Source organism: Bacteroides sp. 4_1_36 (genome assembly GCF_003466325.1).
Classification (GTDB): Bacteria; Bacteroidota; Bacteroidia; order Bacteroidales; family Bacteroidaceae; genus Bacteroides; species Bacteroides uniformis.
The window spans coordinates 46,165-72,077 of the sequence record NZ_QSOX01000017.1; the positions used below are offsets into that span (position 1 = coordinate 46,165).

Here is a 25,913-nt window from a genome sequence, read left to right on the forward strand (position 1 = left end):
TAATATGAAAAGACCGGAGGTTTTATTTTGAAGATTATCCATCAACGGCAACGATCAAAGAAAGATTCTATCGCCTCCTTATCCACAAAGTAGCCTTTCACCCCGCATACCATGCGGTTGTTCATAAGCAACCCTTCATACCCATTCCGGTCCACATCCAGCACCTCCTTCTGATAGGTTTCTGAAACGGTATGCGCCTTTTCGTCAGCAGGCAATTGCTGGTAAGTACCAATGTACCAATTGCCGTCAAACAGATTGTTTGTAGAGCTTATCATAGAGAATCTGCTTGCCTCGGCAGCATAGAAAGTATTCTGTTTGAAAAACGTGTCATCGGCCAAACCATCCCAAGAATCGGAAGTAATCATCGTACGGTCCACGTTAGCAGCCAGCTTTGCATTGGCATGAATAATATTGTGTTCTACCAGCGTATGTTTCGCAGGACCGGCAACATGTATGCTCGGCGAAAACATCCCTGCACGGGTTTCTTTGGGACGAATACCATCGCCGATACTGATATTATAGCGTACCACGTAGAAGTCCTGCCCATTGTCCCAGGAGTTACCGGTGTCCTTAGGGTCGAAATATTTCATGACGTAGACCATGGACAAAGAAGCGGCTGCGCCACCGTACCAATTGCCTTCCCCGCCCTTGCCGTTCCACGACATGCCGGGTACAAACAAAGTGCTGTAAAGCCGTGGGTCACGGTTGGCAAAATGGGCGGCATTGGGGCGCGTCACATCCAATGCTCCATTGTTCATTTCCCCGTAGTTACGGTCGGTCACCGGAGTACCGTCCGTCAGGTAATAGTCATCCACCAGGTTTAGTGTACCATTCATTGATTCGATAGGAGTATTCCAGTGTGCATTGAAAGACATCCGGTCCACACTTGCCGAAGTCTCGGAACTTCCGTATACCTTTATACCCGGCAGAAAGAACACCCACAACAGTAAGAGGAATCTCAATCGTGACATACCGAGCACTCAGTTTACCTGAGATTGAGTTTCTGTTTCACAAATTCCTCTATGAAATCCGTCGTTCCCTCAACTCCCAATACAGAGGAATCGATACACAAATGATATGTCTCGGCAGCCCCCCATTTTTTATAGCTGTAGTAGTTATAGTATTCGGCGCGTTTCTTATCCGCTTTGTTCATCATCTCCTCCGCTTCACGCTCAGAAATGGAATGCATTCGGCAAAGGCGTTTGATGCGCTCTTCATTGGAGCAGGAAATGAAAACATTGACACAGCGTGGATTATCCCGAAGAATATAATCAGCACAACGTCCCACGAACACGCAGGACTTCTCCTCCGCCAATCGGCGTATCACGTCACTTTGCACTTTGAACAGAGCATCATTACTCAGGCAATTCGTAGCAGGGATAGCCCCGTCACTGACAAAAGGGAAACGCATGCCGAAGAGCCCTCCAATAATGCCTTGTGAAGCTTTCTCATCAGCTTTTTCAAAAAACTCACAACATAGTCCACTCTCTTCGGAAGCCAGCCTAATCAGCTCCTTATCATAAAAATCAATTCCCAGACGGGTAGCCAGCTTCTCGCCTATCTCCCGTCCACCACTACCCAACTGACGGCCTATATTGACTATAAAATTATTGTCCATATGCTTGTTAATCTATTAGTTTGCAGATAGCAAATATAAATATTCTTACGGAATATCTACAGAAAGCATATGAAAAATTTTATTTTAATGTGCTGCAGCAGTCTTAAACTTACGGAATTGATAAACCAGCATCACCAGTGCTATCAAGCTTGCAAGTAAATCGGATACCGGCATACTATACCACACCCCGGCCACGCCAAAGAAGTGCGGCAGAATAAGCAGACAAGGAAGCAGAATCAGCATCTGCCGCGTAAGTGAAAGGAATATCGCCTTGCCCGCCATCCCTATACTTTGGAAGAAATTGGAGGTTACCATCTGGAAACCGATAATGGGGAAGAACATCACCGTAATACGCAATCCCGTAGCCGAAAGTTCCGTCAATTCTGCGTCTGATGTAAAGATACCCACCACCAGATTAGGTGCCAGCATCCCTACCAAGAAGCCAAAGGTTGTCACACAGGTGGCATAGATTATTGTCAGTTTCAGTACCTTGTTCACCCGGTCGTACAACTTTGCTCCGAAGTTATATCCGGCAATGGGCTGCATTCCCTGGTTTAATCCCATCACAATCATAACTACGATAAACACCAAGCGGTTCACAATACCAAAGGCACCGATAGCCAAGTCGCCTCCGTACTTCTTCAATCCCTGATTGATAAGGATTACAATAAGGCAAGCCGCCAGGTTCATCAGAAAAGGAGACATACCGATAGCCAGTGAATCAAATACAATCTTACGCTTCAGACGGAAGATACCCCGGCGGAAGTGCAGCAATTCATTGGCGTTATTGAACTGCTTGAGTTGCCACAGCAAGGCAATGACCTGCGCAGACACCGTAGCAATGGCAGCCCCGCGAATCCCCCAGTCGAACATAAATATAAAAATAGGAGCCAATATCGTATTGATAGCCACCGTAGCAATAGTGGCATACATCGCCTGCTTGGGATGTCCCGAAGCACGCAGCACCGCATTCAGACCCAGATAGAGATGGGTAACAACGTTGCCCAACAAGATTATCTCCATAAACTGCCGCGCATATTCCACCGTCTCATCACTGCCACCAAAGAAATAAAGGATAGGATTAAGAAAAGGAAAGACTATAACGGTAAACGCCAAACCCAACAAAATATTCAGTACAAACACATTGCCCAGCACCCGTTGCGCCGTATCATAATCCTTCTGTCCCAGCTTTACCGAAATCAGTGTAGCAGCACCTACGCCTACCAATGCACCGAAAGCAGCCCCGAGGTTCATCAACGGGAAAGTCAGTGCCAATGCCGACAGAGCCATGGTCCCCACACCGTGACCGATGAAAATACTATCTACCATATTATATAAAGAAGATGCCGTCATGGCAATGATTGCCGGCACGGCATACTGCATCAAGAGTTTTCCGATGCTCTCCGTACCCAACGCTGTGGGTGTCTTTTGTGCTGTCATACTATATACCTATTTCTTTTTACCGGGTGCAAAGGTACGTATTTTCCGTCAAAAGGTTCGCTATCTGAAAAATGTTTCGTACTTTTGTACCCAAATTGAGTGAAATATAGCGAAATGAACGTATTAGAACTAAGTGAACAAGAAATCATTCGTCGCAACAGTATGAATGAACTTCGCGCGATGGGCATTGAGCCTTATCCCGCAGCAGAGTATGTAACAAATGCTTTCTCTACCGATATTAAAGCTGAATTCAACGACGATGCAGAGCCTCGCCAAGTGTCCGTTGCCGGACGTATCATGAGCCGCCGTATCATGGGTAAAGCATCTTTCATCGAATTGCAGGACTCCAAAGGACGCATCCAGGTATATATCACCCGCGATGACATCTGCCCGGACGAGGACAAGGAGATGTACAACACCGTGTTCAAACGTTTGCTCGATTTAGGCGACTTCATCGGTATCGAAGGATTCGTATTCCGTACCCAGATGGGCGAAATCAGCATCCATGCCAAGAAGCTGACCGTACTTGCAAAGAGTATCAAGCCCCTGCCTATCGTGAAATATAAGGACGGCGTGGCTTACGACTCTTTCGAAGACCCCGAACTCCGCTACCGCCAGCGTTATGTAGACCTTATCGTGAACGACGGCGTGAAAGAAAAATTCCTGAAGCGCGCCACCGTCATCAAGACCATGCGTGCTGTGCTGGATGAAGCCGGCTACACGGAAGTGGAGACGCCGATTCTTCAATCCATCCCCGGTGGAGCAAGCGCCCGTCCGTTCATCACCCACCATAACTCTCTGGATATAGACCTCTACCTGCGTATCGCCACCGAGCTTTACTTGAAGCGACTGATTGTGGGCGGATTCGAAGGTGTATATGAAATAGGCAAGAACTTCCGTAACGAGGGTATGGACAAGAACCATAACCCGGAATTCACTTGTATGGAGCTGTACGTGCAGTACAAGGACTACAACTGGATGATGAGTTTTACGGAGAAATTGCTGGAACGCATCTGTATCGCCGTAAACGGCTGCACAGAAACCGAGATAGACGGCAAGAGCATTAGCTTCAAAGCTCCCTACCGCCGTCTGCCCATCCTGGAAGCCATCAAGGAAAAGACCGGATACGACCTCGAAGGCAAGAGCGAGGACGAAATCCGCCAGGTGTGCAAGGAACTGAATATGGAAATTGACGACACCATGGGCAAGGGCAAGCTGATTGATGAAATCTTCGGAGAATTCTGCGAAGGTACTTTCATACAGCCCACTTTCATCACCGACTATCCCGTAGAGATGAGCCCGCTGACCAAGATGCACCGCAGCAAGCCGGGACTGACCGAACGTTTCGAGCTGATGGTGAACGGCAAGGAACTTGCCAACGCTTACAGCGAGCTGAACGACCCGATAGACCAGGAAGAACGCTTCAAAGACCAACTCCGCTTGAGCGAAAAGGGAGACGACGAAGCGATGTTCATCGACCAGGACTTCCTGAAAGCATTGCAATACGGTATGCCTCCCACATCGGGCATCGGTATCGGCATCGACCGTCTGACCATGTTAATGACGGGCGAATCCTTTATCCAAGAAGTACTTTTCTTCCCGCAGATGCGTCCGGAAAAGGTTATCCCCAAAGATGCTCCTGCACGATACACAGAGCTGGGCATCCCCGAAGACTGGGTGGCTGTAATCCAGAAAGCCGGCTACAACCTGGTGAGTGACATGAAAGATGTGAATCCGCAAAAACTCCACATGGACATCTGCGGTATCAACAAGAAATATAAATTGGAACTGGCAAACCCGACCGTAAACGAAGTTGCTGACTGGGTCGGAAGAATTAAGAATTAAAAATTAAAGAATTAAATAGGCAAGATTAAAGATAAGAGGAGGAGGAAGGTACTCCTTTCCCCTCTTTTAATTTTTAATTTTTAATTATTAATTTCGATATGAAACTACCCGGTAAGATAGCCATCATGGGCGGAGGAAGTTGGGCAACTGCCATTGCAAAAATGGTTCTGTCACAAGCGGAGTCTATAAATTGGTACATGCGACGCGATGACCGTATTGCCGACTTCAAACGGCTTGGTCATAACCCTGCCTACCTGACGGGCGTCAAGTTTGATACCAAGCGTATCAACTTCAACTCCAACATCAATGATGTCGTGAAAGAATCTGATACGCTCATCTTCGTTACACCTTCCCCTTATCTGAAGGTTCACTTGAAGAAACTGAAGACTAAGATTAAGGATAAATTCATCATCACTGCCATTAAAGGTATTGTGCCCGATGACAACTTGATTGTCTCGGAATATTTCACTAAGGAATATGGCGTCCCGGCTGAGAATATTGCTGTATTGGCAGGTCCCTGCCATGCGGAAGAAGTGGCTCTGGAACGCCTTTCTTATTTGACCATTGCTTGTCCCGACACCGACAAGGCTTGCACCATTGCCCGCAAACTGGCCAGTTCATTCATCAAGACCTCTGTCAGTAATGACGTTGCCGGCATTGAATACAGTTCGGTGCTGAAGAATGTATATGCCATTGCAGCCGGTATCTGCAGCGGTCTGAAATATGGCGACAACTTTCAGGCTGTGCTCATGTCCAATGCCATACAGGAAATGAACAGATTCCTGCAAACGGTACATCCGCTGAACAGAAACGTAAGTGATTCCGTTTATTTAGGTGACCTGCTGGTGACGGGATATTCCAATTTCAGCCGCAACCGCACATTCGGTACGATGATTGGCAAGGGATACTCCGTGAAAAGCGCGCAGATTGAGATGGAAATGATTGCTGAAGGATATTACGGTACAAAATGTATCAAGGAAATCAACAAGCATTATCATGTCAACATGCCTATTGTAGATGCAGTATACAACATTCTGTATGAGCGTATCTCGCCGACGATTGAAATCAAGCTGCTTACCGATTCATTCCGGTAAGCGCGAAAAAAGATAAAACGAAATACTGAATTTAAAACCTAGAATATTATGATTAGTTTGAACATTGAAAAGACTCTTGGATTCATCTCCAAAGAAAACGTTTTCGCCTATGAAGCCCAAGTAAAGGCTGCACAAGAAGCATTAGAGAATGGTACCGGTAAGGGCAACGACTTCTTAGGCTGGCTGCACCTCCCCTCTTCCATCACTAAAGAGCACCTGGCTGACCTAAAGGCTACCGCACAGACGTTGCGTGACAACTGCGAGGTAGTAGTAGTTGCCGGTATTGGCGGAAGTTACCTCGGTGCACGTGCGGTGATAGAGGCTTTGTCAAACAGCTTCACTTGGTTGCAAGACAAGAAAACGGCTCCGGTCATTCTGTATGCAGGACACAATATCGGTGAAGATTATCTATATGAACTCACCGAATACTTGAAAGACAAGAAATTCGGTGTTATCAACATCTCCAAATCCGGTACTACCACTGAAACGGCCTTGGCGTTCCGTCTGTTGAAAAAGCAATGCGAAGACCAACGCGGCAAGGATATGGCAAAGAAGGTTATCGTTGCCATCACCGATGCCCAAAAGGGCGCTGCCCGCGTAACGGCCGACAACGAAGGCTACAAATCCTTCATCATCCCCGATAACGTGGGCGGACGTTTCTCCGTACTGACTCCGGTAGGCTTGCTGCCCATCGCAATAGCAGGTTTCGACATTGAGAAACTGGTTGCAGGTGCAGTTGCCATGGAAAAGGCTTGTGGAAAAGATGTTCCGTTTGCAGAAAATCCTGCTGCCATCTATGCAGCTACGCGTAACGAGCTCTACAAGAACGGTAAGAAAATTGAAATCCTCGTAAACTACAATCCCAAACTGCACTACGTAAGCGAATGGTGGAAGCAGCTTTATGGTGAATCCGAAGGTAAGGAAAACAAGGGTATCTTCCCTGCTGCCGTAGATTTCTCCACCGACCTGCACTCCATGGGACAATGGATTCAGGAAGGCGAACGTACCATCTACGAAACTGTCATCTCCGTGGAGAAGACACAGCACTCCCTGCAAGTACCTTCGGACGAAGCCAACCTCGACGGACTGAACTTCCTGGCAGGCAAGCACGTGGACGAAGTGAACAAGATGGCTGAATTGGGCACACAGCTTGCCCACGTTGACGGCGGCGTACCCAACATGCGCATCGTTATCCCTGCACTGAATGAAGAAAGCATCGGAGGTCTGCTCTACTTCTTCGAAATAGCTTGCGGTATCAGCGGTTATATTTTGGGAGTCAATCCGTTCAACCAACCGGGTGTGGAAGCATATAAGAAGAATATGTTTGCATTGCTGAACAAGCCCGGCTACGAAGAAGAGTCCAAAGCTATCCAGGCAAGACTTTGATAAATTAAGAATTGAGAGTTGAGAATTGAGAAATGGCTGCACAACAAGTGCGAAGAGAACCGTTCCCCGATTCTCAACTCTCTATTTATCTACCCCGCATTTTTAAATTCTCAATCCCCAATCTACCAAGTGTTCGAAAACTCTATCGCCCGTTATCTGGAAAAGCACGGGCACCCCTACATCCAACTGAAAGCCGTTCTTTTTGACATGGACGGTGTGTTATTCAACTCCATGCCCTACCATGCCGATGCCTGGCATAAAGTAATGGAACGTCATGGCCTGCACTTGAGCCGTGAAGAGGCATACATGCACGAGGGACGTACCGGAGCCTCCACCATCAACATCGTTTATCAACGCCAGTATGGCAAGGATGCCACTCCCGAGATGATAGAAAGCATCTATGCAGAGAAAAGCGCCGAATTCAGTACCCACCCGGAACCGGAACGTATGCCGGGTGCTTGGGAAGTGCTGCAAAAGGTAAAAGCGGCAGGACTTATTCCGGTACTTGTCACCGGTTCGGGCCAACACTCCCTGCTGAACCGCCTTGCCCACAACTTCCCTGGTATGTTTCAGCGCGACCACATGGTGACCGCCTTTGATGTGAAATACGGAAAGCCTCATCCTGAGCCTTATCTAATGGGACTGGAAAAAGCCGGAGTACAAGCCAACGAAGCTATAGTTGTAGAAAATGCACCTATCGGAGTACAAGCCGGAACAGCAGCTGGCATATTCACTGTGGCAGTCAATACCGGTCCGCTGGACAGGCAGGTATTACTGGATGCCGGAGCAGATTTATTGTTTCCGTCCATGCAGGCGCTTTGTGACGACTGGGAAAGGTTGCAAACCGCATTAGATGCCAGTAATAGCCTTCGCCACAAAGATTGACGGCGACCCAAACAATATAACAGTTGATTGGAGCTTATATAACCAAGTAATACCATTACTTGATATACAGAAGGCATCTATTGTCTTTCTTCTTAAAACGCTCCAATCTACTCATTTTCTCCTTCTCGGTTTCTTTAATAGGGAACGTTATCCTACGAGTATCTTTATCATAATCGTACAATTCTCTGGCAGGAACTACATAAACAGATTCCGGACCGTCACCACACCATCCAAAGCCAAAAACATAAAACAAGTTTTTTATCGGACGGTTCAACAGATTAGAGTTCATATACCTTTCGTACTTTTCAATGTCTTTTATATCGAGATAAAAACCTATCTTACTTCGCCATTTACATTCTACAGCTATAATATCTCCAACTTCATGAATGGTACTCGTAGTGGTAACACACTCCATCAACAAATCCGGAGATGATGAAGACAGAGGTCTATAACCCTCAATGTATTTATCACCTCTCCAATCTAAAAGCCGCCAAAATATTTTCTTGTCACAGAGGTCCGGATAACCTTCTTTACTAATATTAGAGTTCTTCACAACCCATTCCTCAAATCTATCTCCCAAATATTTACTTTTCTTCCTTTCTTTAAAATATTGAAAGGTATCCATAAACCGATATTGGAAAACACCTACAAAATCATCGATAAACTGATTTAATATTTTCATAGCCATAATAGTCTATTGTGTCTTTAAATAATATTCATTGCAAACAAAAATTCATAGGTGAAGAGCCGCAACACCCATTTTCAAAATAGATTTTTTTTCATTTCCAAAAATAGAGTTTTTTTCCCAATTCTTTCCAGATTTCCTTCCCATCTTTGCAATACAGAAAACAAATAAAGTATTAATTATTAAAAATAGAAAAGTATGAAAAAGTTAGTTATGATGTTGGTTTGTATGTTTGCAGTGCACACAATGGTAATGGCAGATAATGATAAGCCGATAGAGGTGAGCCAGTTGCCGGCGAAGGCGCAGACATTTATCAAGACTTATTTTAAAGACCATAAGGTGGCAATGGCTAAATTGGAGTCGGGAATGTTTTATAAAAGCTATGATGTGGTGTTCACGAATGGGGAGAAGGTAGAATTTGATAAATCGGGAGAATGGAAGGAGGTACGATGCAGACAAAGTGAAGTTCCTGCACAGATTGTACCGGAAGCGATACGTAACTATGTAAAGACCAATTATCCGGATGCAAGAATTCTTCAGATTGAGTACGATGACAATGAGTATGAGATAAAGTTGTCTAATCGTTGGGAAATTACATTTGACTCTAAAATGAGGGTGATTGACATTGACGATTGATGACAAGAAAGATTTAGAATATGTAGATTATAAAGTTAAGTATCAAGAAGCTGAAAACAGTTGCTTGGAGAGGGTTTCTCCAGGCAACTGTTTTTTTATGCACTTCCGTACGGTAGCAGGGCATATGGTGCTGCGCTCATTGTACAACAGTAGTTGTACTACTATTCCAATTGCCCGGAGTCAACGAAGCCCCGGCTGCACTTTTGCAGTTTTTTAATCAGTGTGTCCGGAGAAGGACACTCAACCTTCTCCGGAGCTGAAAATACTGATTTATAAGGAAACGGCGCTTCTCGGCGCTTCCTGCCGGAAGGCGACTCAGGCTATGACGCTTTTAGGATTTTGGCAGACCTCACCATGGTATAGGTAGTCTCCTTAGTACTATGGCGCATATCATTCAGCTTACTGAAAAATAGATTTTTTTCAGAGAGGTTCGTTCGGCAGAGAAATTCCAACCGCAGAACGGAAGAACAACGTTTTCAGTCCGTCATAAAATCCCGGAAGAGCAACCGTTCCATGCGTCTCTTCCGGGAACTTTTTTGATACCACCCGCAAATGCCGCTTCTCCATACGAGGAACTGCACTCCCTATAAAATCATCTGTCAGGGGAAAGTGGATCAGCTTCCTATCAAGACGCGGCTGAGTGGCAAACGCAACATACAGTTGCTTTCCTGAAAAGTCAACCTTATCTACCTGCCGTTCTACCTGTTTCTGAAAATATCCTTTATCCCACCATAAACTGGGGTCTATGGCGATGTATGTATCAAATGCACTGGGATAATTCAGCAAAACATGCAGCGTGAACAACCCGGCATAAGAATGTCCAGCCAACAAGTGTTGTCCATTCACCGGCAAGTCTTGTTCCACTGCGAGGCGTAGCTCCTCCGTCAGAAAACGGCAAAATTGTCCTGCCCCACCCCCTTCCGGTTTATCGCCCGGACGGACAGTTCCGTCACGCCGGGCAGCGGAACAGGTTGGCGTAAAGTCTCTGGTTCTGTTTGTATTCAGGACAGCCACAACGATACAGGGCGGTAAGGAAGAAACTTTGGAGGTGGAAAACAAGCGAGTAAAACCTACCACCGAATGAAAAAAAGAATCACCGTCCAGCAAATAAAGAACCGGATAACTTTCCTCTTTTTCACCCGGGCGGGTTGCAGGTACATACACCCAATATTCTCTAGCCTCATTCAAGACATGCGAAAACAAAGTGTGGCGAGTCCCGATAGAAATAGCTTCTTGCGCTCTCAGCGGAAAACCGAGCCAAGTGACAACTACCAATATGAACAGAATATGCAGGCTTCTCATTTCAATTCTTTTTTCAGTCTGCAAAGTTCGCAGAAAATAAGTTGACTACCTATCCCTATTTTTAGGTATTCTCACGGTTGAAAGCTTTCCGCAGAAATCAAAGGCTGATTAAGAAAGTTTGATGGGCAACTGAATTTCCGTCATCCATTCATCCACCGTTTCTTTGTTCCAAATGCCGTCAATATGGCAAAACCGGGCACGGTCAATGACCTCGTATCCATTTGTCTCGGCATACGCAAAAAGCTCGGCGAAAGTTTCGGGCATATGCTCATAAGCACCGTAATGGTTGACACAGAGCGCAACCGGCACTTCCGGAAGTTCCTTGAATTTAATCAGTTCCGAATCTTCCTTGCGTTCAGCCACCGCTTCAAAAAACTCGATATCAATATCAACCCCATATTCCTCATTATATTCCACCGTGAAACAATATTCCGGGGCAGGACATTCACAACCCAAACGGTACATTTCAGGCCCGATGATATTCGGACAAAGATTGAACAGCTCCTGATAAGAGTCTATTTTACGGCGATGGGTAGCAAAAATTCTTGAAGGGAGGGATTTCTTAAACACTTTTTCCATAACATTCTCTTGTTTATGGAGTAAATTTTCCAATTTGGCAAGTTCGGTCTGCCGCCATATCAAGTGTTCAATCTCGTTTTTGCAACGTTCTATTTTAACCTTCAACAATTCAGCATCCGGAAATTCCTTGCCATCGGCAAACAACTCGGATATCTCTTCGAGGCTGAACCCTAATTGCTTGAGGTAAACAATACGGCTCATACACCGGAGCTGGCTGATGTCGTAATAGCGATACCCCGTCCACTCATCCACTTCAACGGGTATCATCAATCCTATCTCTTCATAATGACGAAGCGTCTTAACGGTCACCTGGCAAAGTTTGGAAAACTCTCCGATTTTAAACTTCATTTTATTCTTCATAAACTCATGCACATTTTGTTTATGATGCAAAGATAGGTCCTGCCCTTAGGGACGAGTCAAGAGATTGCTTCAAAAAAAACACATATTTCACTATTCACAACGGCAATAGGTGTTTGCACCGCACGTACAATGGGGTAACAACTGCCCACTCAGTTCATCGCGGTAAAATTCATACAGCCGCCGGTACATGGTTTCATAGAGTGCGGCAATTTGTTGCTCCTGCTCACTTTCATTTTGAAAACGATTTTTAAAGGGGTCTTCAAAATTAAAATGCACCTGCTGCTTGGCATCCAGAGTGATAAATTTCAGTTCTTCTCCGGCTTCTTTACATAGGGTAATCACGTAGTCCCACGACCGGTGCGTATAGGTCCCGACACCAGACGGTTTCTTGCGAGACACGCTGAAACCATTCTGTTCCATCACATTGCACACGGCATCGGGAACGCAGTTCCCCTCCATAATTCCTGCCGTAGAGATATTCATTCCCCTGCCAAATGCATGCAGGAGTTCCTGCGCGATACGGCTGCGGCACGTATCTTCATTACTTATTAACAGTATATCCATTGTCCGTTACTTTTCCAGGTTTAAATACTCGCCATCTCCTTCTTTCTTCATCTTCGCTTTACGTGCCAGGTCGAACAAGGTGGGGTTAATGTGGCAATATCCACCAGGATTTTTGTCCAGATAGTCTTGATGATAATCTTCGGCGAGATAGAAGTTCTTCAAAGGCTCTATCTCTACAACCAACGGACGGGAGTAGTTGGCAGCCAGCCGGTCAACGGTTTCACGAATAACGGGCAGGTCGGCGGTATCCGTATAATAGATACCCGTGCGATACTGTGTACCTCTATCCCCCCCTTGCTTATTGAGGCTGGTAGGGTCAATCGTTTTGAAATAAAGGTCGATAAGGAAAGGCAAGTCCACCTCATCGGGATCATACTGTACTTTTACGGTTTCGGCAAAGTCCGTGGTACCGGTACATACCTGCTGATAGGTAGGATTGGCTATATTTCCATTGGCATATCCCACCTGGGTAGCCTCCACACCTTCTATTTGTTTCAGGAAATGTTCGGTACCCCAAAAACATCCTCCTGCCAGATAAATCTCTTTCATTGGTTTCATGTCTGTTCTCCTTTCTGACCGTCCTTCCGGCTTACCGGCATAGGACAGACAAGTCATTAACATTGCAAAAATAAATATTATTTGTTTCATACCTCTAACTCTATGGAAATTATAACAAGAAAGAGAACCGTATGGTTGACTTTTCTGGATGTATTGTATAAAAAGAAACTCCCTTTGCAAAGTATTCATGCAAAGGGAGTTCCTTTCTTTGTGACCCCGGTGCGATTCAAACGCACGACCTTCAGAACCGGAATCTGACGCTCTATTCACTAAGCTACGGAGCCAAATGTGGATGCAAAAGTATAAAAAAATTAGCAGATTCCTAACATTCAAACGCTTTTTATATCAAACCGAGGAATATTTTTATTATTACTTTGAGAAGACTAACCGCAATTACACAAACATTTTGTTCTTTTTTCCCACAAAACAGAAGCAAGTATCAATATTATTCCTATCTTTGCCGAGCAATTTAACAGAAGTTATACTGAATAAATTTATGAGCTACCTGATAACACCTGAAGGTTACAAACCTTTATTGGACCTAAAACAGACTGAATTAGGGATTAAACAAATTAAAGAGTTCTTCCAATTGAACCTCTCTTCCGAACTGCGCCTGCGACGTGTGACAGCTCCACTGTTCGTATTGAAAGGAATGGGTATCAATGACGACCTCAATGGAGTGGAACGTGCCGTAACTTTCCCTATCAAAGATTTGGGCGACGCCAAAGCTGAAGTGGTGCACTCCCTCGCCAAATGGAAACGCCTCACGCTTGCCGAATACCATATCGAACCGGGATATGGCATCTACACAGACATGAATGCCATCCGTGCCGATGAAGAACTGGGCAATCTGCATTCCCTTTATGTAGACCAGTGGGACTGGGAACGCGTCATTACTGCCGAAGACCGCAATGTGGAATTCCTCAAGGAGATAGTAACCCGTATCTATGCAGCTATGGTGCGCACAGAATATATGGTATATGAGATGTATCCGCAAATCAAGCCTTGCCTGCCCCAGAAACTTCACTTTATCCATGCCGAAGAATTGCGCCAACTGTATCCGGACTTGGAACCCAAATGCCGCGAACATGCCATTTGCAAGAAATACGGTGCAGTGTTCATCATCGGTATCGGATGCAAGCTGAGCGACGGCAAGAAGCACGACGGACGCGCCCCGGACTACGACGACTATACCAGCAAAGGGCTGAACGACCTCCCCGGACTGAACGGTGACCTCCTGCTATGGGACCACATCCTGCAACGCAGCATCGAACTTTCCTCCATGGGTATCCGCGTAGACAAGGAAGCCCTGCTTCGCCAGCTCAAAGAGGAAGGCGAAGAGGAACGCCTGGAACTTTACTTCCACAAACGCTTGATGAATGATACACTGCCGCTTTCCATCGGTGGCGGTATAGGGCAGTCCCGCCTCTGTATGTTCTATCTGCGCAAGGCGCATATCGGTGAGATACAAGCCAGTATCTGGCCGGAAGATATGCGCAAAGAGTGCAAGGAACACAATATACACCTGATTTGATATACATTTATCCCGTCATATAATATAAAGTTCACCCCCTCAAAAGGTTGGACTTTATTTTTTATTTTGTACTTTAGCATCCGAAACTACTAACAGATCCAATTATGAATGTTCAAATAGAAGAAAGCTGGAAAGCACATCTGCAACCTGAATTTGAGAAAGATTATTTCCGTACATTGACTGATTTTGTACGGGACGAATATGGGAAATATGCAATATATCCTCCGGGAAAGCTGATATTCAATGCATTCAACCTATGCCCTTTTGACAAAGTAAAAGTCGTGATAATCGGTCAAGACCCCTATCATGGTCCGGGACAAGCACACGGACTTTGTTTCTCCGTAAATGACGGTGTTCCTTTCCCTCCTTCCTTACTTAATATTTTCAAGGAAATAAAAAATGACATTGGCACTGATGCCCCCACTACCGGCAATCTGACACGCTGGGCAGAGCAAGGCATATTGCTGCTCAATGCTACCCTCACCGTACGTGCACACCAAGCCGGTTCTCACCAAAACCGAGGTTGGGAAACATTTACAGATGCGGCTATCCGCATTCTCGCCGAAGAAAAAGAGCATCTTGTATTTATTCTTTGGGGAGCCTACGCCCAACGTAAAGGGGCATTCATCGACCGTAGCCGACATCTGGTACTTACCTCGGCACATCCATCTCCCCTATCCGCTTATAACGGCTTCTTCGGGAACAAGCATTTCAGCAAAACAAACGAGTATTTGCGGGAACATGGAGAGACGGAAATAATTTGGTAAACATCAATACCACTGAATATTACTCTGAGTCTGGCTTCTCTGTTCCCATTTCAAGTCTTGCAGGATACTTGCATTGGCACGGATGGTAAAGTTATAGTATTTCCAGCGTCCGAAAGGTGATATGGCAGCCGTCATGCTGAAACAGTGCAGGTCACGTGTGATGTTGAAAGCGGTCTGCGTTATCTCCTTCGCATTGAAGTCATAACCGGAATTGAAGCTGACAGCCCATTTATTGGTAAGCTTGACGTTACCGTTTATATTAAGGGAATTCAGGCTGAATTTGTACGGATAGCGCATGTTCTTACGATTAATGGGCTTACTGGTGTCTTCCGTAATATTGAAACCGGTACTGAAGTTGATAGACCAAGGCATCTTGAATACCTGATAGCCGTCAGCATCGGCAGCAGCCTTTTCCTTCTTCTTCTTCGGAGTGCCGTCCTCGGTAGTTTCCCCCTCCATGTCACCGTCTTCCTCCGTCGAGGCATTCTGGTCTTGGCCCTGCTCCTCGTCATCCTTCTGACCGGTGAAGAAGTTCCTTATTTTCTTCCACGAATCATTGTTCACGGTCCAACTGAACGACGTACCATATCCCGACCAACGACCGAAACGGCCATACGACCATTCCGTACGGTTACCGGGCACCACCCTTCCGTTCTCATCAAACTCGTAAGCATAAGTGGCAAAGGTAGAGCTCATACTCAACGTATAACTCTTGCTCAACTTCAGACGGAGATTAAAGCTCAAGTCACTCCAAGGACGCACCTGGGCAGCCGTGTTGTAACTGATACCCATACTCAAATCGTCAATCAGGCTCACCTTGCGGATAGAGTCATTCTTATCCTTGAACTTCATTTCAAGGTTATTGGAGATATTGAAACTGATAAGCCCCTGCTTTCCTCCACTTGGCGGACTGAACACCTGACCGGCATAATAGGAATACTGCACGGTATCGCGAATGCCGTTCTGGTCTTTTATATAAGAGTCATAATAGCCAAAACGGGACGAAGTGAAATCGGGCGCAGCGCTGAAACTGATGGAGGGAGTGATGACGTGACGTATCTGTATCTCCTTCTTCTTCATGAACAATGGCTTGTACATACCATAAACTTTGGTATTGATACCCAGACTGGCACTGTAGTCGTATACACGGTGAAAGCCGTAGGTCGTATCATTCACCTCCTTGCCTTGCTCATCGTCCCAGTCCTTCTTCACCTTGCGGGTGTACCAACGCTCCGTATAGTTTACGGTAGGCGTCACATTGAAGTACTTGAACAAAGTAAACGTGGCACTTACCGGAATCTCATGCTGCATACCGTTCTCCCAATCGCGTATCAGGTTCTTCTTGAACAACAGATTGTCCTTCGTCTTGATACTGTTCTTCACACGGCCAGTATAGCGAACGGAAATCTTCTCATACCACTTTTCATCTCCCACTGCATGTTTGCGCTTGAAAGGGAAAATGGTACTCAAGGAAATGGTCATGTCCGGTAAAGTCACCGCGATAGAGGAGTCGCGCATGGTCTGGGCAATATTACCTGAAGCGGAGATGCTCAGATGCTGGTCGGGAAAGTTACGCGAATAGCTGACACTGGAAGTCTTGGTATTCTGCGACATTGCCTGGGAGTTGTACATATTGCCGATATTGGTACGCTCATAACTACTGGTAGCAAAGTTCACACTGGCAGAAAAGGTAGAATTCGGACTCGCTTTCGGGTCCTGCCGGTGAGACCACACCACCTTGAAGTCTTTGGCAACCGAGTAGTCGGGCAAGCCTTTGTCACCGGTCTTGGTCACCTGATAGCTTGCCTGCAGCAAACCGGAATATTTGTAACGCTTCACATAGTTCGACTCCATATTCAGCGCCCAAGAACCTTTCGTGAAGATATCCGCCCGCAGCTTCAAGTCCATTTGGTCACTGATGGCGAAGTAATATCCACCGTCCGTCAGACCGAAGCCACGATTGGAGTCATCCATATAGGTAGGCATCAGAAAACCGGACTGGTAACTGCTAGAAAACGGGAAAAAGAAAAATGGAACGGCAAGCGGAAGCGGCACATCCTCTACTACCAGATAGGCAGGTCCCGTCACCACGTTCTTTTTCGGACGTACCTTGGCATAAGTCATCTGCATATAAAAATGGGGGTGGTCATGATGGTCACAAGTCGTGTAACGACCGCTCCTCATATAGAGTTCATCATTATTCCCTTTCTTAGCATTATTACCGGTCACGTATCCCTCGCCCTGCTGGCTGACAACATTGCTGATAAGACCTCTTTTACTCTTGAAGTTATAACGGATAGTATCGGTTTCGTAGGAGGTGTCCCCGTCTTTGAAGACCGGTCTTCCCTTGGCTGTTCCTACAGAATCGACCACGCCACGGGCAAAAACCGTACTGTTGTCCATATCCATAGAGATGACATCAGCCTCCAGGTCAGCACCCGGATAACTCACCTTTCCCTGGCCGTAAAGATGGGCAAAGCCACTCTGCGTAAATACAATGGAGTCATTGGCTTCGTAGGCTACGGGAGCATCCAATGCATCCTTCTTGGGAGGCGCAGCCGCTACCGTATCTTGTTGCAACGAATCGGCAGGAAGCCCCTTTCCCCCTTGCAGGGAGTCTCCCATCTGCAAACTATCCCCTACCTGCAACGTGTCTGTCCGCTGAATATTCGGAGGCGCGACCTTCGCTCTACGGCGCTGAGAAGCAGCCCCACCGGAGAGAAGAAGCAAGACGAATAGTAGTATGAATGATATGAATGTATTTGCTTTCAATGGCGTCATTAACTAATAGTTTACGCTTGGAGGGGCAAAAGTACATAATTTATACGGATAATCTCCCTTTTTAAAGAAATTTAGATTGCTACAAGAACTGTTCGCACCAATTATCAAAGCGCCGTACCCCTTCTTCACCATAACGTTCCAAACTTTTACGGGCTTTTTCTACACTTTTCTCCTTTTCCAAATGAGTTTTTGAATAAAACTTATCGGCAAAACAGATAGCTTGTTCTTCCAAGCTGACCGGAACCATTTCACGATGCGGTACGGGCAAATCCTGCGCAATGATTCCCTCCAATGAAAGTCCGGCACCCGTATGGCGTTCACAAACCAAAGCATGGCGGGGATAGCCTTCGCCGCGTATCAAGTCGGCTCCCAAATAACCGTGACAGATATAAGGCTTGTCGCCAAAACAATGGATACCTGCCGCATCTGTAAGAAAAATGCCTATATCGTGCAGCATGGCAGCCTCGTACAGAAAATCCTTATCCAATGAAAGTTCCGGATGGCGGTCGGCAATCCATAACGACTTGTCGGCTACGGAACGGCTGTGCGTCAACAGTGTATGCCGCAACTCATTCTCTTCCGGATAATATTTGTTAATGATATCTATCGGATTCATTTTAAGTTATGAGTTATAAATTATGGGTTATGAATGTCAATCGCCCTAAATTTATACATGCAGATTTCATTACGCATATCACAACTGCGTCTGTCTGTACGGAATATCTTTTCCAGATGATACGTCTGTTCCAGCTCTCCCAACATATTCTCCTCCTCCTTTACGGGAACCAACAAATAGCCCTCCCCGCTGGACGGACGTTCCTTTTCAATGTGCCGCATGCGGTCTTTCAGATAGAAGTTAACACCATAGAAACTCATTTTCGAGTAAGAATAGACCACACCTTCCGGAACATACGTATTGACCCTTTCAGCCAAATGTTTATCTGATTTCACAGCCAGCACCGTGGGCTGATAAACCGAATCCAATGATACGAAAAGGCAGAGCATACATCCTGCTATGCCATATAATAATGACCGGCTATCCGCACGCTTTATCACCATGCGTAATGTGCAGACAGCGGCTACTACGGGAAGCGCTACCAGGAGCCACTTGGGAACAGACAAAGCCACATCCTCCAACGCATGCATAAAGGCTACATTCTCAGCGGCATGGCGTCCGCTTCCAAAAACGCTGTCGGGAACCAGGCCGAGACGAACTACGACAAAAACAAGCGTAAGCAACAAGCCCAAAGAAGCAAAGATGATTGCACAAATCCTGAAAACTCGTGCCCCCTTTTGTACCAAAGCCAACAGATACTCAGCTATCAGCACTGCCATAAACGGATAGATGGGAAGCAGATAAACGCTCCGCTTACTCTTGGGGATGCAGTAGAAGACAAAGATTATCAGAATGACCAGCCACGTGAACAATTGTACCGGAGACTGGTTGCGGAAAGCAGTCCAGCCCTTCTTCAACCGCAACAGCAGGGTCTCCCCTTCCGGCAGACAACGCATGTTTTTCCACTTCAAGCCAAACAAGGAAATTACCAGAACCAACGTCCAGGGAATCCATCCCCAAATCAAAGTCAGGAAATTATACCATATAGGATTTTCATGGGACTCGTAGGACATTTTGCCCATAAACCGCCCGGTATTCTCCTCCAGAACCAAATCGAGGAACGGTTGTCCACCTTGTCTGTAAGCTACGTATACCCAAGCTAAATAAGGAACAAAAGAAAGCAAGCCGATACCTACCAACGAGAAAAACGCTTTCCAGAAAGAACGTCCGCGCAACAACTGATACACACCGATACACGCGCAAGGGAATATGGAGCCTACCGGCCCTTTGGTCAACGTGGCACATCCCATCAGCAACACCGCAAGCCAGGGCACTCCGCGGCATCCCTTCTCATCCCAGCGGAACAGCAGACAAAGGGAAATAACGATAAAGGCAACCTGAACCATATCGACCCGACAAGCGACAGCCGCCCGATGCACCTCGAAAGAAGACAAAAGAAGAATAGAGGCCAGAAACGCCGTTTGAACGTTTTTACGTTTTGCCACAAAGGCAAAGAACATCAACTGCATGGCTAAAAAAGCCAATGCAGACGGGAAACGGGCGGAAAACTCCGTCACCTCTCCAAAAAGGGAAGAGACGGCGGCTATTGACCAGTAGAAGAAAGGGGGTTTATAAGCAATATCAGTACCATAGTTCACCGGAAGTATCCAGTTTCCACTTTCCAGCATAGAAAGGGCAACAATCGCCTCCCGCGGTTCCCCCTTGGAATAAAAAATGGTTTCTCCCAGAAAGGGAACAACCACAAGCACACTCAGCAGCGCAATAAACCAGAACGCCTTCTTTCTGTCCGACATACCTTATTTGTTTTTTATGTTTTCTGGACGCAAAGATAGCGCAAACCGAAAGCAGATGCAAATTTATTTGCAATTTGCTGAGATGCAGCTTATTTTCGCAAAGCAAAATTACAAATAATTCTGAAACAATACCTAACTTTGCCGCCGTAATGATAATGGCAACAGAGAGTAGATATTTAATGTTAAGATGAAGCGGCTGAAACAACTACCGGAATTTGTACGCTTCGTAATGGTGGGCATCTTTGCGACAGCTCTGCACTACGGATTGTATTTTGTATTACAACGGGTTATCAATGTAAACATAGCCTATACACTGGGATATGCTCTCAGCTTCATCGCCAATTTCTATCTGACTGCTTACTTTACCTTCGGCCGGAAGCCCTCATGGAGAAAAGCCTTCGGATTTGGAGGGGCACACTTATGCAGCTATCTGCTACACATGGGGTTGCTGAACCTCTCTCTCTGGATGGGCATCCCCAAACCTCTGGCCCCCATTCCGGTTTTCGCCATCGCCATTCCGGTCAACTTCTTACTCGTACGTTTCGTTTTCAAAAGAAAAGAGTGATAATTTGTTTTTCTCCCAATTTCTTACGAATATTGCAAAAAGATTTGTTCTATGATGGAAAACTCTCCCATACTCGCCGTTGTCGTACCTTGCTACAAAGAAGAGGCAGTGCTGCATGAAACCCATAAACGATTGAGCCAATTATTCGACCGGCTGATACAAGCCCGGCAAATTTCCCCAGAAAGCTATATATTATATGTAAACGACGGAAGCACCGACCAGACATGGGCTATCATCAAAGAACTGCACCAAAATACGGCCTATGCCTGCGGACTGAACCTGGCAGGAAACGTAGGACACCAGAATGCCCTGCTAGCAGGACTCAATGCAGTAAAAGAGCGTTGCGAGATAGCCATCTCCATTGATGCAGACTTGCAAGATGACATCCAGGTGATTCCGGACATGATAAACAGCTATAAAGCGGGCAATGACATCGTTTATGGCGTACGTAAAGAACGGAAGACCGACACTTTCTTCAAACGCAACACCGCTTTGGTCTTTTATCGGCTGATGAAGGCAATGGGGGTAAAATCCGTCTACAACCATGCCGACTACCGCCTGATGAGCCAGCGGGCTATACAACACCTATGCCGCTTCCGCGAGCGCAACCTTTTTCTTCGAGGGCTGGTTCCCCTCATCGGCTACCAGACGGACAGCGTGTACTACAATCGTGACAAGCGTTTTGCCGGAGAATCAAAGTATCCTTTCCGGAAGATGCTTAATTTTGCCATCGACGGTATCACTTCCTTTTCCGTCAAACCGGTCCGTATGATTTTTTGGATAGGCTGCATCTTTATTCTTGTGGCACTGTGTGTCACCGGATGGACACTTCACTCTTACACACAGCATAACGCCGTCCCCGGATGGTCATCACTGATGATTTCCGTCTGGCTGGTAGGAGGTGTGATACTTGTGTCGCTGGGGATTGTAGGCGAATACATCGGCAAAATATACATTGAGGTGAAGGACCGACCGCGCTACAATGAAGAAGAACTGCTGATGCCGTCCGGCAAAACAGAATAAAAGAAGCCCATCATCATTCTACACAAAAGTTTTAAAAAGGAAAAACACTTGTCACGCTATCACACTATAATAAAGGTATAGGGAACAGTGTGTATCTTTCTTGCCGACAAGTTGGCAAGATTTTGCCACCCTATTGGCAAAACTTTGCCATAGGCATGGCAAAAGTTTGCCAAAAGCATGGCAATGGGTTGGCAAAATTACTCTCTGGCAGACAATGAGTTAACATAACTATCAAAATCGTATCGTCACATCAGTTTATATCAAAAAACACAAAATCGCTTGCGAAAGCGACATAAATGCCGTATCTTAGTACACGTGCAAGCAAACCATTTTGCTTACACATGATAAAAATCTGCTTATGGGAACATTAGGCTGCATCAATGACATGCTACAAAGGGATAAAGAGAACCGTGCTCTCCGCAAGCTGAGCAGAGGACGGATGCGGGAGCACTACAAATACCTTGTAGACAGAAAAGGTCCTGAGAGAGCCGATGTAACCATTGAGGAAATAGAAAAAATCCGAAGAAATACTACTGAAAAGGAATTGTCAGATAAAGAACATCTATTCAGGGCAAAGACGATTCTTGCAGCATGTGCTTTAGTCTTGCTTTTATTGGGAGTACTTTGTTATAAATTGTTCTTATAAGCAGGTCTGAAACCAATTGGCAAGAAATCTACCCGGTTAAATTCATCAGCCATTGGCTGGCGATTGAAAGCAGATTCCCATGCTTCATAAAAATTCGCATACTTTTTATATTCGAAGCAGAGAATCAACAACTTGATTTTCCTAAACCAATAAATTAGAAATGAAAAGATTATCTTTGCAAACACAATAAATACATTGAAAGACTTTCTGTTAGAACATAGAACATCTAAAAGCATACATTTTAGCACTTAAAAACATGAATACAGATTTTACAATTAGAATTGCCCAACAGTCTGATGCTCTTGAACTTATGAGTTTGTTTCAAGAGACAGTCCTCCATATAAACAAACGTGACTATTCAGAAGCAGAAGTGGCAGATTGGGCATCGTGCGGAAACGACCTCTCCCACATAAAAGACATGATTAAGACACATTATTTTATTGTGGCAACCAATCAACAGTCACAGATTGTCGGCTTTTCATCCATTACCCACCAAGGATATTTGCATTCTATGTTTATTCATAAAGATTTTCAAGGTAAAGGCATTGCTACCATACTTCTAAATGAGATAGAACGGTATGCAACCGCAAGAGGAATCATGCGAATTACATCAGAAGTAAGCCTGACAGCCCGTCCATTCTTTGAGAAAAGAGGCTATATAGTAGAAGTGGAACAGAAACGCAAAGCCAACCAACTTTATCTCACCAATTTTTGGATGGCGAAAAGGCTGGCTGAATGAAATCGTATAACGGACGTATTCCTGCTTGTGGTGTCTTTTGTGGTGGTTGTCCCATATACACAAGAGAAAAAAGTCCCTGCAAAGGAGCAGAACAGAATGGTTCTCGCTGTGAAAAATGTAAAACATTCCATTTATGTTGCTTGGAAAAAAGAATAACACATTGTTTCCAGTGTTCTGATTTCCCATGTACTAAATTCAAAAGATTTACCAAACGTTGGCTAAAATACGGACAAAACTTCATTGAAAACCAAAAGCTTTTAAAAAACGTAGGTGAAGTTAAATTTTTAAAGTATTATAATAAGAGAATCCACAACCAACTTACCAACAATGACAAAAAATCAGGAATAAAATAATAATTTTGTACCTTTCGAAAAACATGTGTTGTAAATGACAGATTTTAATTCATACATGGGCAATATAGACACTGACTTTTTTAGGGAACTGTGTTTAAGAAACGGAGAACTACGGTATTATAAAAGAAATGAATTTATCCTCCGAGAGGGAGAAGTCGGTTCTTTCTTCGGGTTTATTGTATCCGGTGTAATCAAATATACCTGCATCAACCAAACTGAAAACAAAACATATAATGTAGGTTTTTCTTTTGCCAATGAATTTATCTCTGATTATCCCAATTGTTTATACGACATAAAATCTGAATTGAATATACAAGCAATAACCCCATGTAGAATCTACATCTGTTCTTCCGAATTACTTCTACAAGAATTTGAAGAGAACAAAGAAAATCAACGAATAGCCCGTATTGCAGCCGAACAATTATTTTTTCAGTCGTATTCACGTTACTTGGATTTGTTCAGATTTACATCGGAAGAACGCTATCTCCAACTTCTTAAAAAATGTCCAGAAATCCTACAAATGGTACCCTAAAAGAAATTGCGTCTTACTTGAAAATAACCCCTATTCACATGAGCCGCATCAGACACAAACAGAGTTTTGACAGCAAAGAATAAACATAGGTTTAGAAATTCAATCATTTAACAATATTCCAAGACAATATTGATTCTGTTAGGAAGTTCTCTTTTATCTTTGCCCTATCCTTTGGCTGATTCAGCGAAAGGCAGGAATGAAAGGAGTTAAACATAGAGTCCTATATATGAGAACAAGAAAAGTATTTAGAATGCCACTTGATAAAATTCTTTGTTTATCAGCCAATGCTATATTAACCATTATTGCACTATGGAGTATTGCATCAGTCTTTTTCGAAAACGCCACAATTGATTCTATAATAGCCCGTTTCAGCGTGGTTTCTGCCTGCATGGCCAACCTATTTTCAAAACATCGCCTTATCCGGATAATATTCCTCATTATGGCATTTGTACTGATAATTGTTGCAACCGCCCTCTATGTCCATAAAGCAAATAAGATGTAAAATACTCAGCAGTTATTCCGTCTCATTTTTCCTTTTCTTCCACAGCTGATAACTATTGATGATGTTTTGCCACAGCACATACGATCCCGGACCGACGGAAGATAACGGATTAAGATAAGTATATGCCATCCAGATGGCAAGCACCGTATTCTTTTGCCCCAGCGCCTGCCCTCCGCTAATGCGCTCACCATAATGACCGCCGATTCTCTTTCCCAAATAGAATTGTATACAGCAGGTTATCAGTCCCGCCAGGGCTATCAGCAGTTCAACAAATACCGGTGCATCACTATTGACCAATGAACGTACCGTCTGCCCTGAGACAATGGCAAGAGCTACCGCCCACAAATAGAAGGCTGCATCATGGAAACCCAACAGAAAATGATGCACCTTCGGCACAAACGCACGCAGAAACCATGCCAGCAAGAAAGGACAAAGCAGCAATGGAAAGACTTTACTCAGAATTTTCAGGAATGCAACAAAAAAAGTAATGTCAGCATGAGGCTCCACCAACGGGAAAACCAAAGGAACAGCCACAGCCGCCAGAAGATTGGACAACAACGTATAGGTCGTCAGGCTGGATGCGCTTCCACCCAGTTTACCGGTAATGACAGCCGCAGCGGTTGCAGTGGGACAAATGAGACAGACCATTGCACCTTCAAACACTTCCCGGTAGACCTCCTCCATAGGGCAACACACCAACAATACCGCAACAATCAAGCAAGAAACCGTCTGGAACAGCAGTAACCATCCATGCCACGATTTGGGTTTCAGTTCATGCACCTCCACCTTACAGAAAGTGAGCAGAAGTTGGGAAAAAATCAAAAGTGGAGTCAGGAAAGCCACTAACACATTCACATAAGGTTTGGCAGGCGCCACAAAAGGAATGTCTGCAAAAAAGAAATATCCCAAAGTACCGGCAAGCATTGCCAAAGGCAACGTCCAGTTCTTTATAAAACGAACCAGCATACTTGATTTGCTATTTTAATTATCTGCCGCAAAGTTACGCATATTATCAATACATTGAGCCACTAATTACTCAAACACAGACATTAATTACACTAAAAATGAGAAGAAGAACAATAAAACTGAACATAATCCATTAGTTTTCTATAAATTTCCACTACATTTGCCAAGCGAAAAGGAAGCATT

25 protein-coding genes, 1 tRNA gene and 1 pseudogene are annotated in these 25,913 nt (G+C 45.0%); 14 read left to right on the forward strand and 13 right to left on the reverse strand.

Annotation, left to right across the window (positions count from 1 at the left end):
- Positions 1–41: 41 nt before the first annotated feature.
- The 3 genes from DXD65_RS15045 to DXD65_RS15055 form a co-directional block, all read right to left on the reverse strand.
- The gene (locus DXD65_RS15045) at positions 42–971 is read right to left on the reverse strand and encodes a RagB/SusD family nutrient uptake outer membrane protein (protein WP_034529631.1); all 930 of its coding nucleotides are present in this window, start codon (positions 969–971) and stop codon (positions 42–44) included.
- Positions 972–985: 14 nt separating this feature from the next.
- Complete coding sequence (locus DXD65_RS15050; protein WP_009037948.1) at positions 986–1,618, reverse strand: AAA family ATPase; 633 nt, start codon at positions 1,616–1,618, stop codon at positions 986–988.
- 84 nt (positions 1,619–1,702) lie between these two features.
- A complete protein-coding gene (locus DXD65_RS15055) occupies positions 1,703–3,058 on the reverse strand; it encodes an MATE family efflux transporter (RefSeq protein WP_009037946.1) in 1,356 nt (451 codons plus the stop codon).
- Between the two features lie 114 nt (positions 3,059–3,172).
- Between DXD65_RS15055 and lysS the strand changes: the two genes are divergently transcribed.
- The 4 genes from lysS to DXD65_RS15075 all read left to right on the forward strand — a co-directional run bounded on the left by lysS (position 3,173) and on the right by DXD65_RS15075 (position 8,268).
- Complete coding sequence (lysS, locus tag DXD65_RS15060) at positions 3,173–4,903, forward strand: lysine--tRNA ligase (RefSeq protein WP_009037945.1); 1,731 nt, start codon at positions 3,173–3,175, stop codon at positions 4,901–4,903.
- Between the two features lie 98 nt (positions 4,904–5,001).
- The gene (locus DXD65_RS15065) at positions 5,002–5,997 is read left to right on the forward strand and encodes an NAD(P)H-dependent glycerol-3-phosphate dehydrogenase (RefSeq protein WP_009037944.1); all 996 of its coding nucleotides are present in this window, start codon (positions 5,002–5,004) and stop codon (positions 5,995–5,997) included.
- Between the two features lie 48 nt (positions 5,998–6,045).
- Positions 6,046–7,383 (forward strand): glucose-6-phosphate isomerase, encoded by a 1,338-nt coding sequence (locus DXD65_RS15070; RefSeq protein WP_016273016.1) that lies wholly within the window; start codon positions 6,046–6,048, stop codon positions 7,381–7,383.
- Between the two features lie 129 nt (positions 7,384–7,512).
- Complete coding sequence (locus DXD65_RS15075; RefSeq protein ID WP_008664065.1) at positions 7,513–8,268, forward strand: HAD family hydrolase; 756 nt, start codon at positions 7,513–7,515, stop codon at positions 8,266–8,268.
- A gap of 55 nt (positions 8,269–8,323) precedes the next feature.
- Here DXD65_RS15075 and DXD65_RS15080 read toward each other — a convergent pair whose 3' ends face one another.
- Positions 8,324–8,950: a hypothetical protein gene (locus DXD65_RS15080; protein ID WP_016273017.1), complete on the reverse strand. Its 627-nt coding sequence runs from the start codon at positions 8,948–8,950 to the stop codon at positions 8,324–8,326.
- 201 nt (positions 8,951–9,151) lie between these two features.
- On the opposite strand from DXD65_RS15080, the gene DXD65_RS15090 reads away from it, so the two are divergent.
- Positions 9,152–9,589 (forward strand): PepSY-like domain-containing protein, encoded by a 438-nt coding sequence (locus DXD65_RS15090; protein WP_005833165.1) that lies wholly within the window; start codon positions 9,152–9,154, stop codon positions 9,587–9,589.
- 420 nt (positions 9,590–10,009) lie between these two features.
- On the opposite strand, the gene DXD65_RS15095 is transcribed toward DXD65_RS15090, so the two are convergent.
- The 5 genes from DXD65_RS15095 to DXD65_RS15115 form a co-directional block, all read right to left on the reverse strand.
- The gene (locus DXD65_RS15095; protein WP_016273018.1) at positions 10,010–10,891 is read right to left on the reverse strand and encodes an alpha/beta hydrolase; all 882 of its coding nucleotides are present in this window, start codon (positions 10,889–10,891) and stop codon (positions 10,010–10,012) included.
- Between the two features lie 108 nt (positions 10,892–10,999).
- Positions 11,000–11,830 carry a MerR family transcriptional regulator gene (locus DXD65_RS15100; protein WP_005833169.1) on the reverse strand — a complete coding sequence of 277 codons (831 nt, stop codon included), beginning with the start codon at positions 11,828–11,830 and terminating at the stop codon, positions 11,000–11,002.
- 90 nt (positions 11,831–11,920) lie between these two features.
- Positions 11,921–12,394, reverse strand: coding sequence for a hypothetical protein (locus DXD65_RS15105; protein WP_005833171.1), 474 nt, complete (start codon positions 12,392–12,394; stop codon positions 11,921–11,923).
- Positions 12,395–12,400: 6 nt separating this feature from the next.
- Positions 12,401–12,952, reverse strand: coding sequence for a peptide-methionine (S)-S-oxide reductase MsrA (gene msrA, locus DXD65_RS15110; RefSeq protein ID WP_225982599.1), 552 nt, complete (start codon positions 12,950–12,952; stop codon positions 12,401–12,403).
- A 211-nt stretch (positions 12,953–13,163) separates the two neighbouring features.
- Positions 13,164–13,236: transfer RNA gene (locus DXD65_RS15115), tRNA-Arg, on the reverse strand.
- A 212-nt stretch (positions 13,237–13,448) separates the two neighbouring features.
- Between DXD65_RS15115 and asnA the strand changes: the two genes are divergently transcribed.
- Together asnA and ung are read left to right on the forward strand one after the other, a co-directional pair.
- Positions 13,449–14,486, forward strand: a complete 1,038-nt coding sequence (asnA, locus tag DXD65_RS15120; RefSeq protein ID WP_008664075.1) for an aspartate--ammonia ligase — start codon at positions 13,449–13,451, stop codon at positions 14,484–14,486.
- Between the two features lie 104 nt (positions 14,487–14,590).
- Positions 14,591–15,253, forward strand: a complete 663-nt coding sequence (gene ung, locus DXD65_RS15125) for a uracil-DNA glycosylase (RefSeq protein WP_005827240.1) — start codon at positions 14,591–14,593, stop codon at positions 15,251–15,253.
- A gap of 3 nt (positions 15,254–15,256) precedes the next feature.
- Here ung and DXD65_RS15130 read toward each other — a convergent pair whose 3' ends face one another.
- The 3 genes from DXD65_RS15130 to DXD65_RS15140 all read right to left on the reverse strand — a co-directional run bounded on the left by DXD65_RS15130 (position 15,257) and on the right by DXD65_RS15140 (position 20,404).
- On the reverse strand, positions 15,257–18,034 hold the full coding sequence (locus tag DXD65_RS15130) for a putative LPS assembly protein LptD (protein ID WP_005827242.1): 2,778 nt from the start codon (positions 18,032–18,034) through the stop codon (positions 15,257–15,259).
- A gap of 79 nt (positions 18,035–18,113) precedes the next feature.
- Complete coding sequence (locus DXD65_RS15135; protein WP_117887771.1) at positions 18,114–18,650, reverse strand: HD domain-containing protein; 537 nt, start codon at positions 18,648–18,650, stop codon at positions 18,114–18,116.
- Between the two features lie 20 nt (positions 18,651–18,670).
- On the reverse strand, positions 18,671–20,404 hold the full coding sequence (locus tag DXD65_RS15140) for an ArnT family glycosyltransferase (protein WP_044467807.1): 1,734 nt from the start codon (positions 20,402–20,404) through the stop codon (positions 18,671–18,673).
- A gap of 187 nt (positions 20,405–20,591) precedes the next feature.
- Here DXD65_RS15140 and DXD65_RS15145 point away from each other — a divergent pair, with 187 nt between their 5' ends.
- From DXD65_RS15145 to DXD65_RS15175, 7 genes and pseudogenes are all read left to right on the forward strand, one after another.
- Positions 20,592–20,969 carry a GtrA family protein gene (locus tag DXD65_RS15145; protein WP_005833184.1) on the forward strand — a complete coding sequence of 126 codons (378 nt, stop codon included), beginning with the start codon at positions 20,592–20,594 and terminating at the stop codon, positions 20,967–20,969.
- A 51-nt stretch (positions 20,970–21,020) separates the two neighbouring features.
- On the forward strand, positions 21,021–21,992 hold the full coding sequence (locus tag DXD65_RS15150) for a glycosyltransferase family 2 protein (protein WP_022401421.1): 972 nt from the start codon (positions 21,021–21,023) through the stop codon (positions 21,990–21,992).
- 358 nt (positions 21,993–22,350) lie between these two features.
- Positions 22,351–22,638, forward strand: coding sequence for a hypothetical protein (locus DXD65_RS15155; RefSeq protein ID WP_044467809.1), 288 nt, complete (start codon positions 22,351–22,353; stop codon positions 22,636–22,638).
- A 256-nt stretch (positions 22,639–22,894) separates the two neighbouring features.
- On the forward strand, positions 22,895–23,377 hold the full coding sequence (locus tag DXD65_RS15160; RefSeq protein ID WP_005833190.1) for a GNAT family N-acetyltransferase: 483 nt from the start codon (positions 22,895–22,897) through the stop codon (positions 23,375–23,377).
- On the forward strand, positions 23,374–23,730 hold the full coding sequence (locus DXD65_RS15165) for a DUF3795 domain-containing protein (protein WP_005827267.1): 357 nt from the start codon (positions 23,374–23,376) through the stop codon (positions 23,728–23,730). The genes DXD65_RS15160 and DXD65_RS15165 overlap by 4 nt, the downstream gene beginning before the upstream one ends.
- A gap of 34 nt (positions 23,731–23,764) precedes the next feature.
- A pseudogene (locus tag DXD65_RS15170) lies at positions 23,765–24,345 on the forward strand (Crp/Fnr family transcriptional regulator).
- Between the two features lie 143 nt (positions 24,346–24,488).
- The gene (locus DXD65_RS15175; protein ID WP_233556148.1) at positions 24,489–24,764 is read left to right on the forward strand and encodes a hypothetical protein; all 276 of its coding nucleotides are present in this window, start codon (positions 24,489–24,491) and stop codon (positions 24,762–24,764) included.
- Positions 24,765–24,776: 12 nt separating this feature from the next.
- Here the strand turns inward: DXD65_RS15175 and DXD65_RS15180 are convergent, their stop codons facing one another.
- Positions 24,777–25,730: a transporter gene (locus DXD65_RS15180; protein WP_009037935.1), complete on the reverse strand. Its 954-nt coding sequence runs from the start codon at positions 25,728–25,730 to the stop codon at positions 24,777–24,779.
- Positions 25,731–25,913 lie beyond the last annotated feature (183 nt).

Bases quoted from the DNA above. Each gene is read 5' to 3' on its own strand.
- DXD65_RS15045 (WP_034529631.1), bottom strand. From the start codon at position 971: ATGTCACGATTGAGATTCCTCTTACTGTTGTGGGTGTTCTTTCTGCCG.
- DXD65_RS15050 (WP_009037948.1), bottom strand. From the start codon at position 1,618: ATGGACAATAATTTTATAGTCAATATAGGCCGTCAGTTGGGTAGTGGT.
- DXD65_RS15055 (WP_009037946.1), bottom strand. From the start codon at position 3,058: ATGACAGCACAAAAGACACCCACAGCGTTGGGTACGGAGAGCATCGGA.
- lysS (WP_009037945.1), top strand. From the start codon at position 3,173: ATGAACGTATTAGAACTAAGTGAACAAGAAATCATTCGTCGCAACAGT.
- DXD65_RS15065 (WP_009037944.1), top strand. From the start codon at position 5,002: ATGAAACTACCCGGTAAGATAGCCATCATGGGCGGAGGAAGTTGGGCA.
- DXD65_RS15070 (WP_016273016.1), top strand. From the start codon at position 6,046: ATGATTAGTTTGAACATTGAAAAGACTCTTGGATTCATCTCCAAAGAA.
- DXD65_RS15080 (WP_016273017.1), bottom strand. From the start codon at position 8,950: ATGAAAATATTAAATCAGTTTATCGATGATTTTGTAGGTGTTTTCCAA.
- DXD65_RS15090 (WP_005833165.1), top strand. From the start codon at position 9,152: ATGAAAAAGTTAGTTATGATGTTGGTTTGTATGTTTGCAGTGCACACA.
- DXD65_RS15095 (WP_016273018.1), bottom strand. From the start codon at position 10,891: ATGAGAAGCCTGCATATTCTGTTCATATTGGTAGTTGTCACTTGGCTC.
- DXD65_RS15100 (WP_005833169.1), bottom strand. From the start codon at position 11,830: ATGAAGAATAAAATGAAGTTTAAAATCGGAGAGTTTTCCAAACTTTGC.
- DXD65_RS15105 (WP_005833171.1), bottom strand. From the start codon at position 12,394: ATGGATATACTGTTAATAAGTAATGAAGATACGTGCCGCAGCCGTATC.
- msrA (WP_225982599.1), bottom strand. From the start codon at position 12,952: ATGAAACCAATGAAAGAGATTTATCTGGCAGGAGGATGTTTTTGGGGT.
- asnA (WP_008664075.1), top strand. From the start codon at position 13,449: ATGAGCTACCTGATAACACCTGAAGGTTACAAACCTTTATTGGACCTA.
- ung (WP_005827240.1), top strand. From the start codon at position 14,591: ATGAATGTTCAAATAGAAGAAAGCTGGAAAGCACATCTGCAACCTGAA.
- DXD65_RS15130 (WP_005827242.1), bottom strand. From the start codon at position 18,034: ATGACGCCATTGAAAGCAAATACATTCATATCATTCATACTACTATTC.
- DXD65_RS15135 (WP_117887771.1), bottom strand. From the start codon at position 18,650: ATGAATCCGATAGATATCATTAACAAATATTATCCGGAAGAGAATGAG.
- DXD65_RS15140 (WP_044467807.1), bottom strand. From the start codon at position 20,404: ATGTCGGACAGAAAGAAGGCGTTCTGGTTTATTGCGCTGCTGAGTGTG.
- DXD65_RS15145 (WP_005833184.1), top strand. From the start codon at position 20,592: ATGAAGCGGCTGAAACAACTACCGGAATTTGTACGCTTCGTAATGGTG.
- DXD65_RS15150 (WP_022401421.1), top strand. From the start codon at position 21,021: ATGATGGAAAACTCTCCCATACTCGCCGTTGTCGTACCTTGCTACAAA.
- DXD65_RS15155 (WP_044467809.1), top strand. From the start codon at position 22,351: ATGGGAACATTAGGCTGCATCAATGACATGCTACAAAGGGATAAAGAG.
- DXD65_RS15160 (WP_005833190.1), top strand. From the start codon at position 22,895: ATGAATACAGATTTTACAATTAGAATTGCCCAACAGTCTGATGCTCTT.
- DXD65_RS15165 (WP_005827267.1), top strand. From the start codon at position 23,374: ATGAAATCGTATAACGGACGTATTCCTGCTTGTGGTGTCTTTTGTGGT.
- DXD65_RS15175 (WP_233556148.1), top strand. From the start codon at position 24,489: ATGAGAACAAGAAAAGTATTTAGAATGCCACTTGATAAAATTCTTTGT.
- DXD65_RS15180 (WP_009037935.1), bottom strand. From the start codon at position 25,730: ATGCTGGTTCGTTTTATAAAGAACTGGACGTTGCCTTTGGCAATGCTT.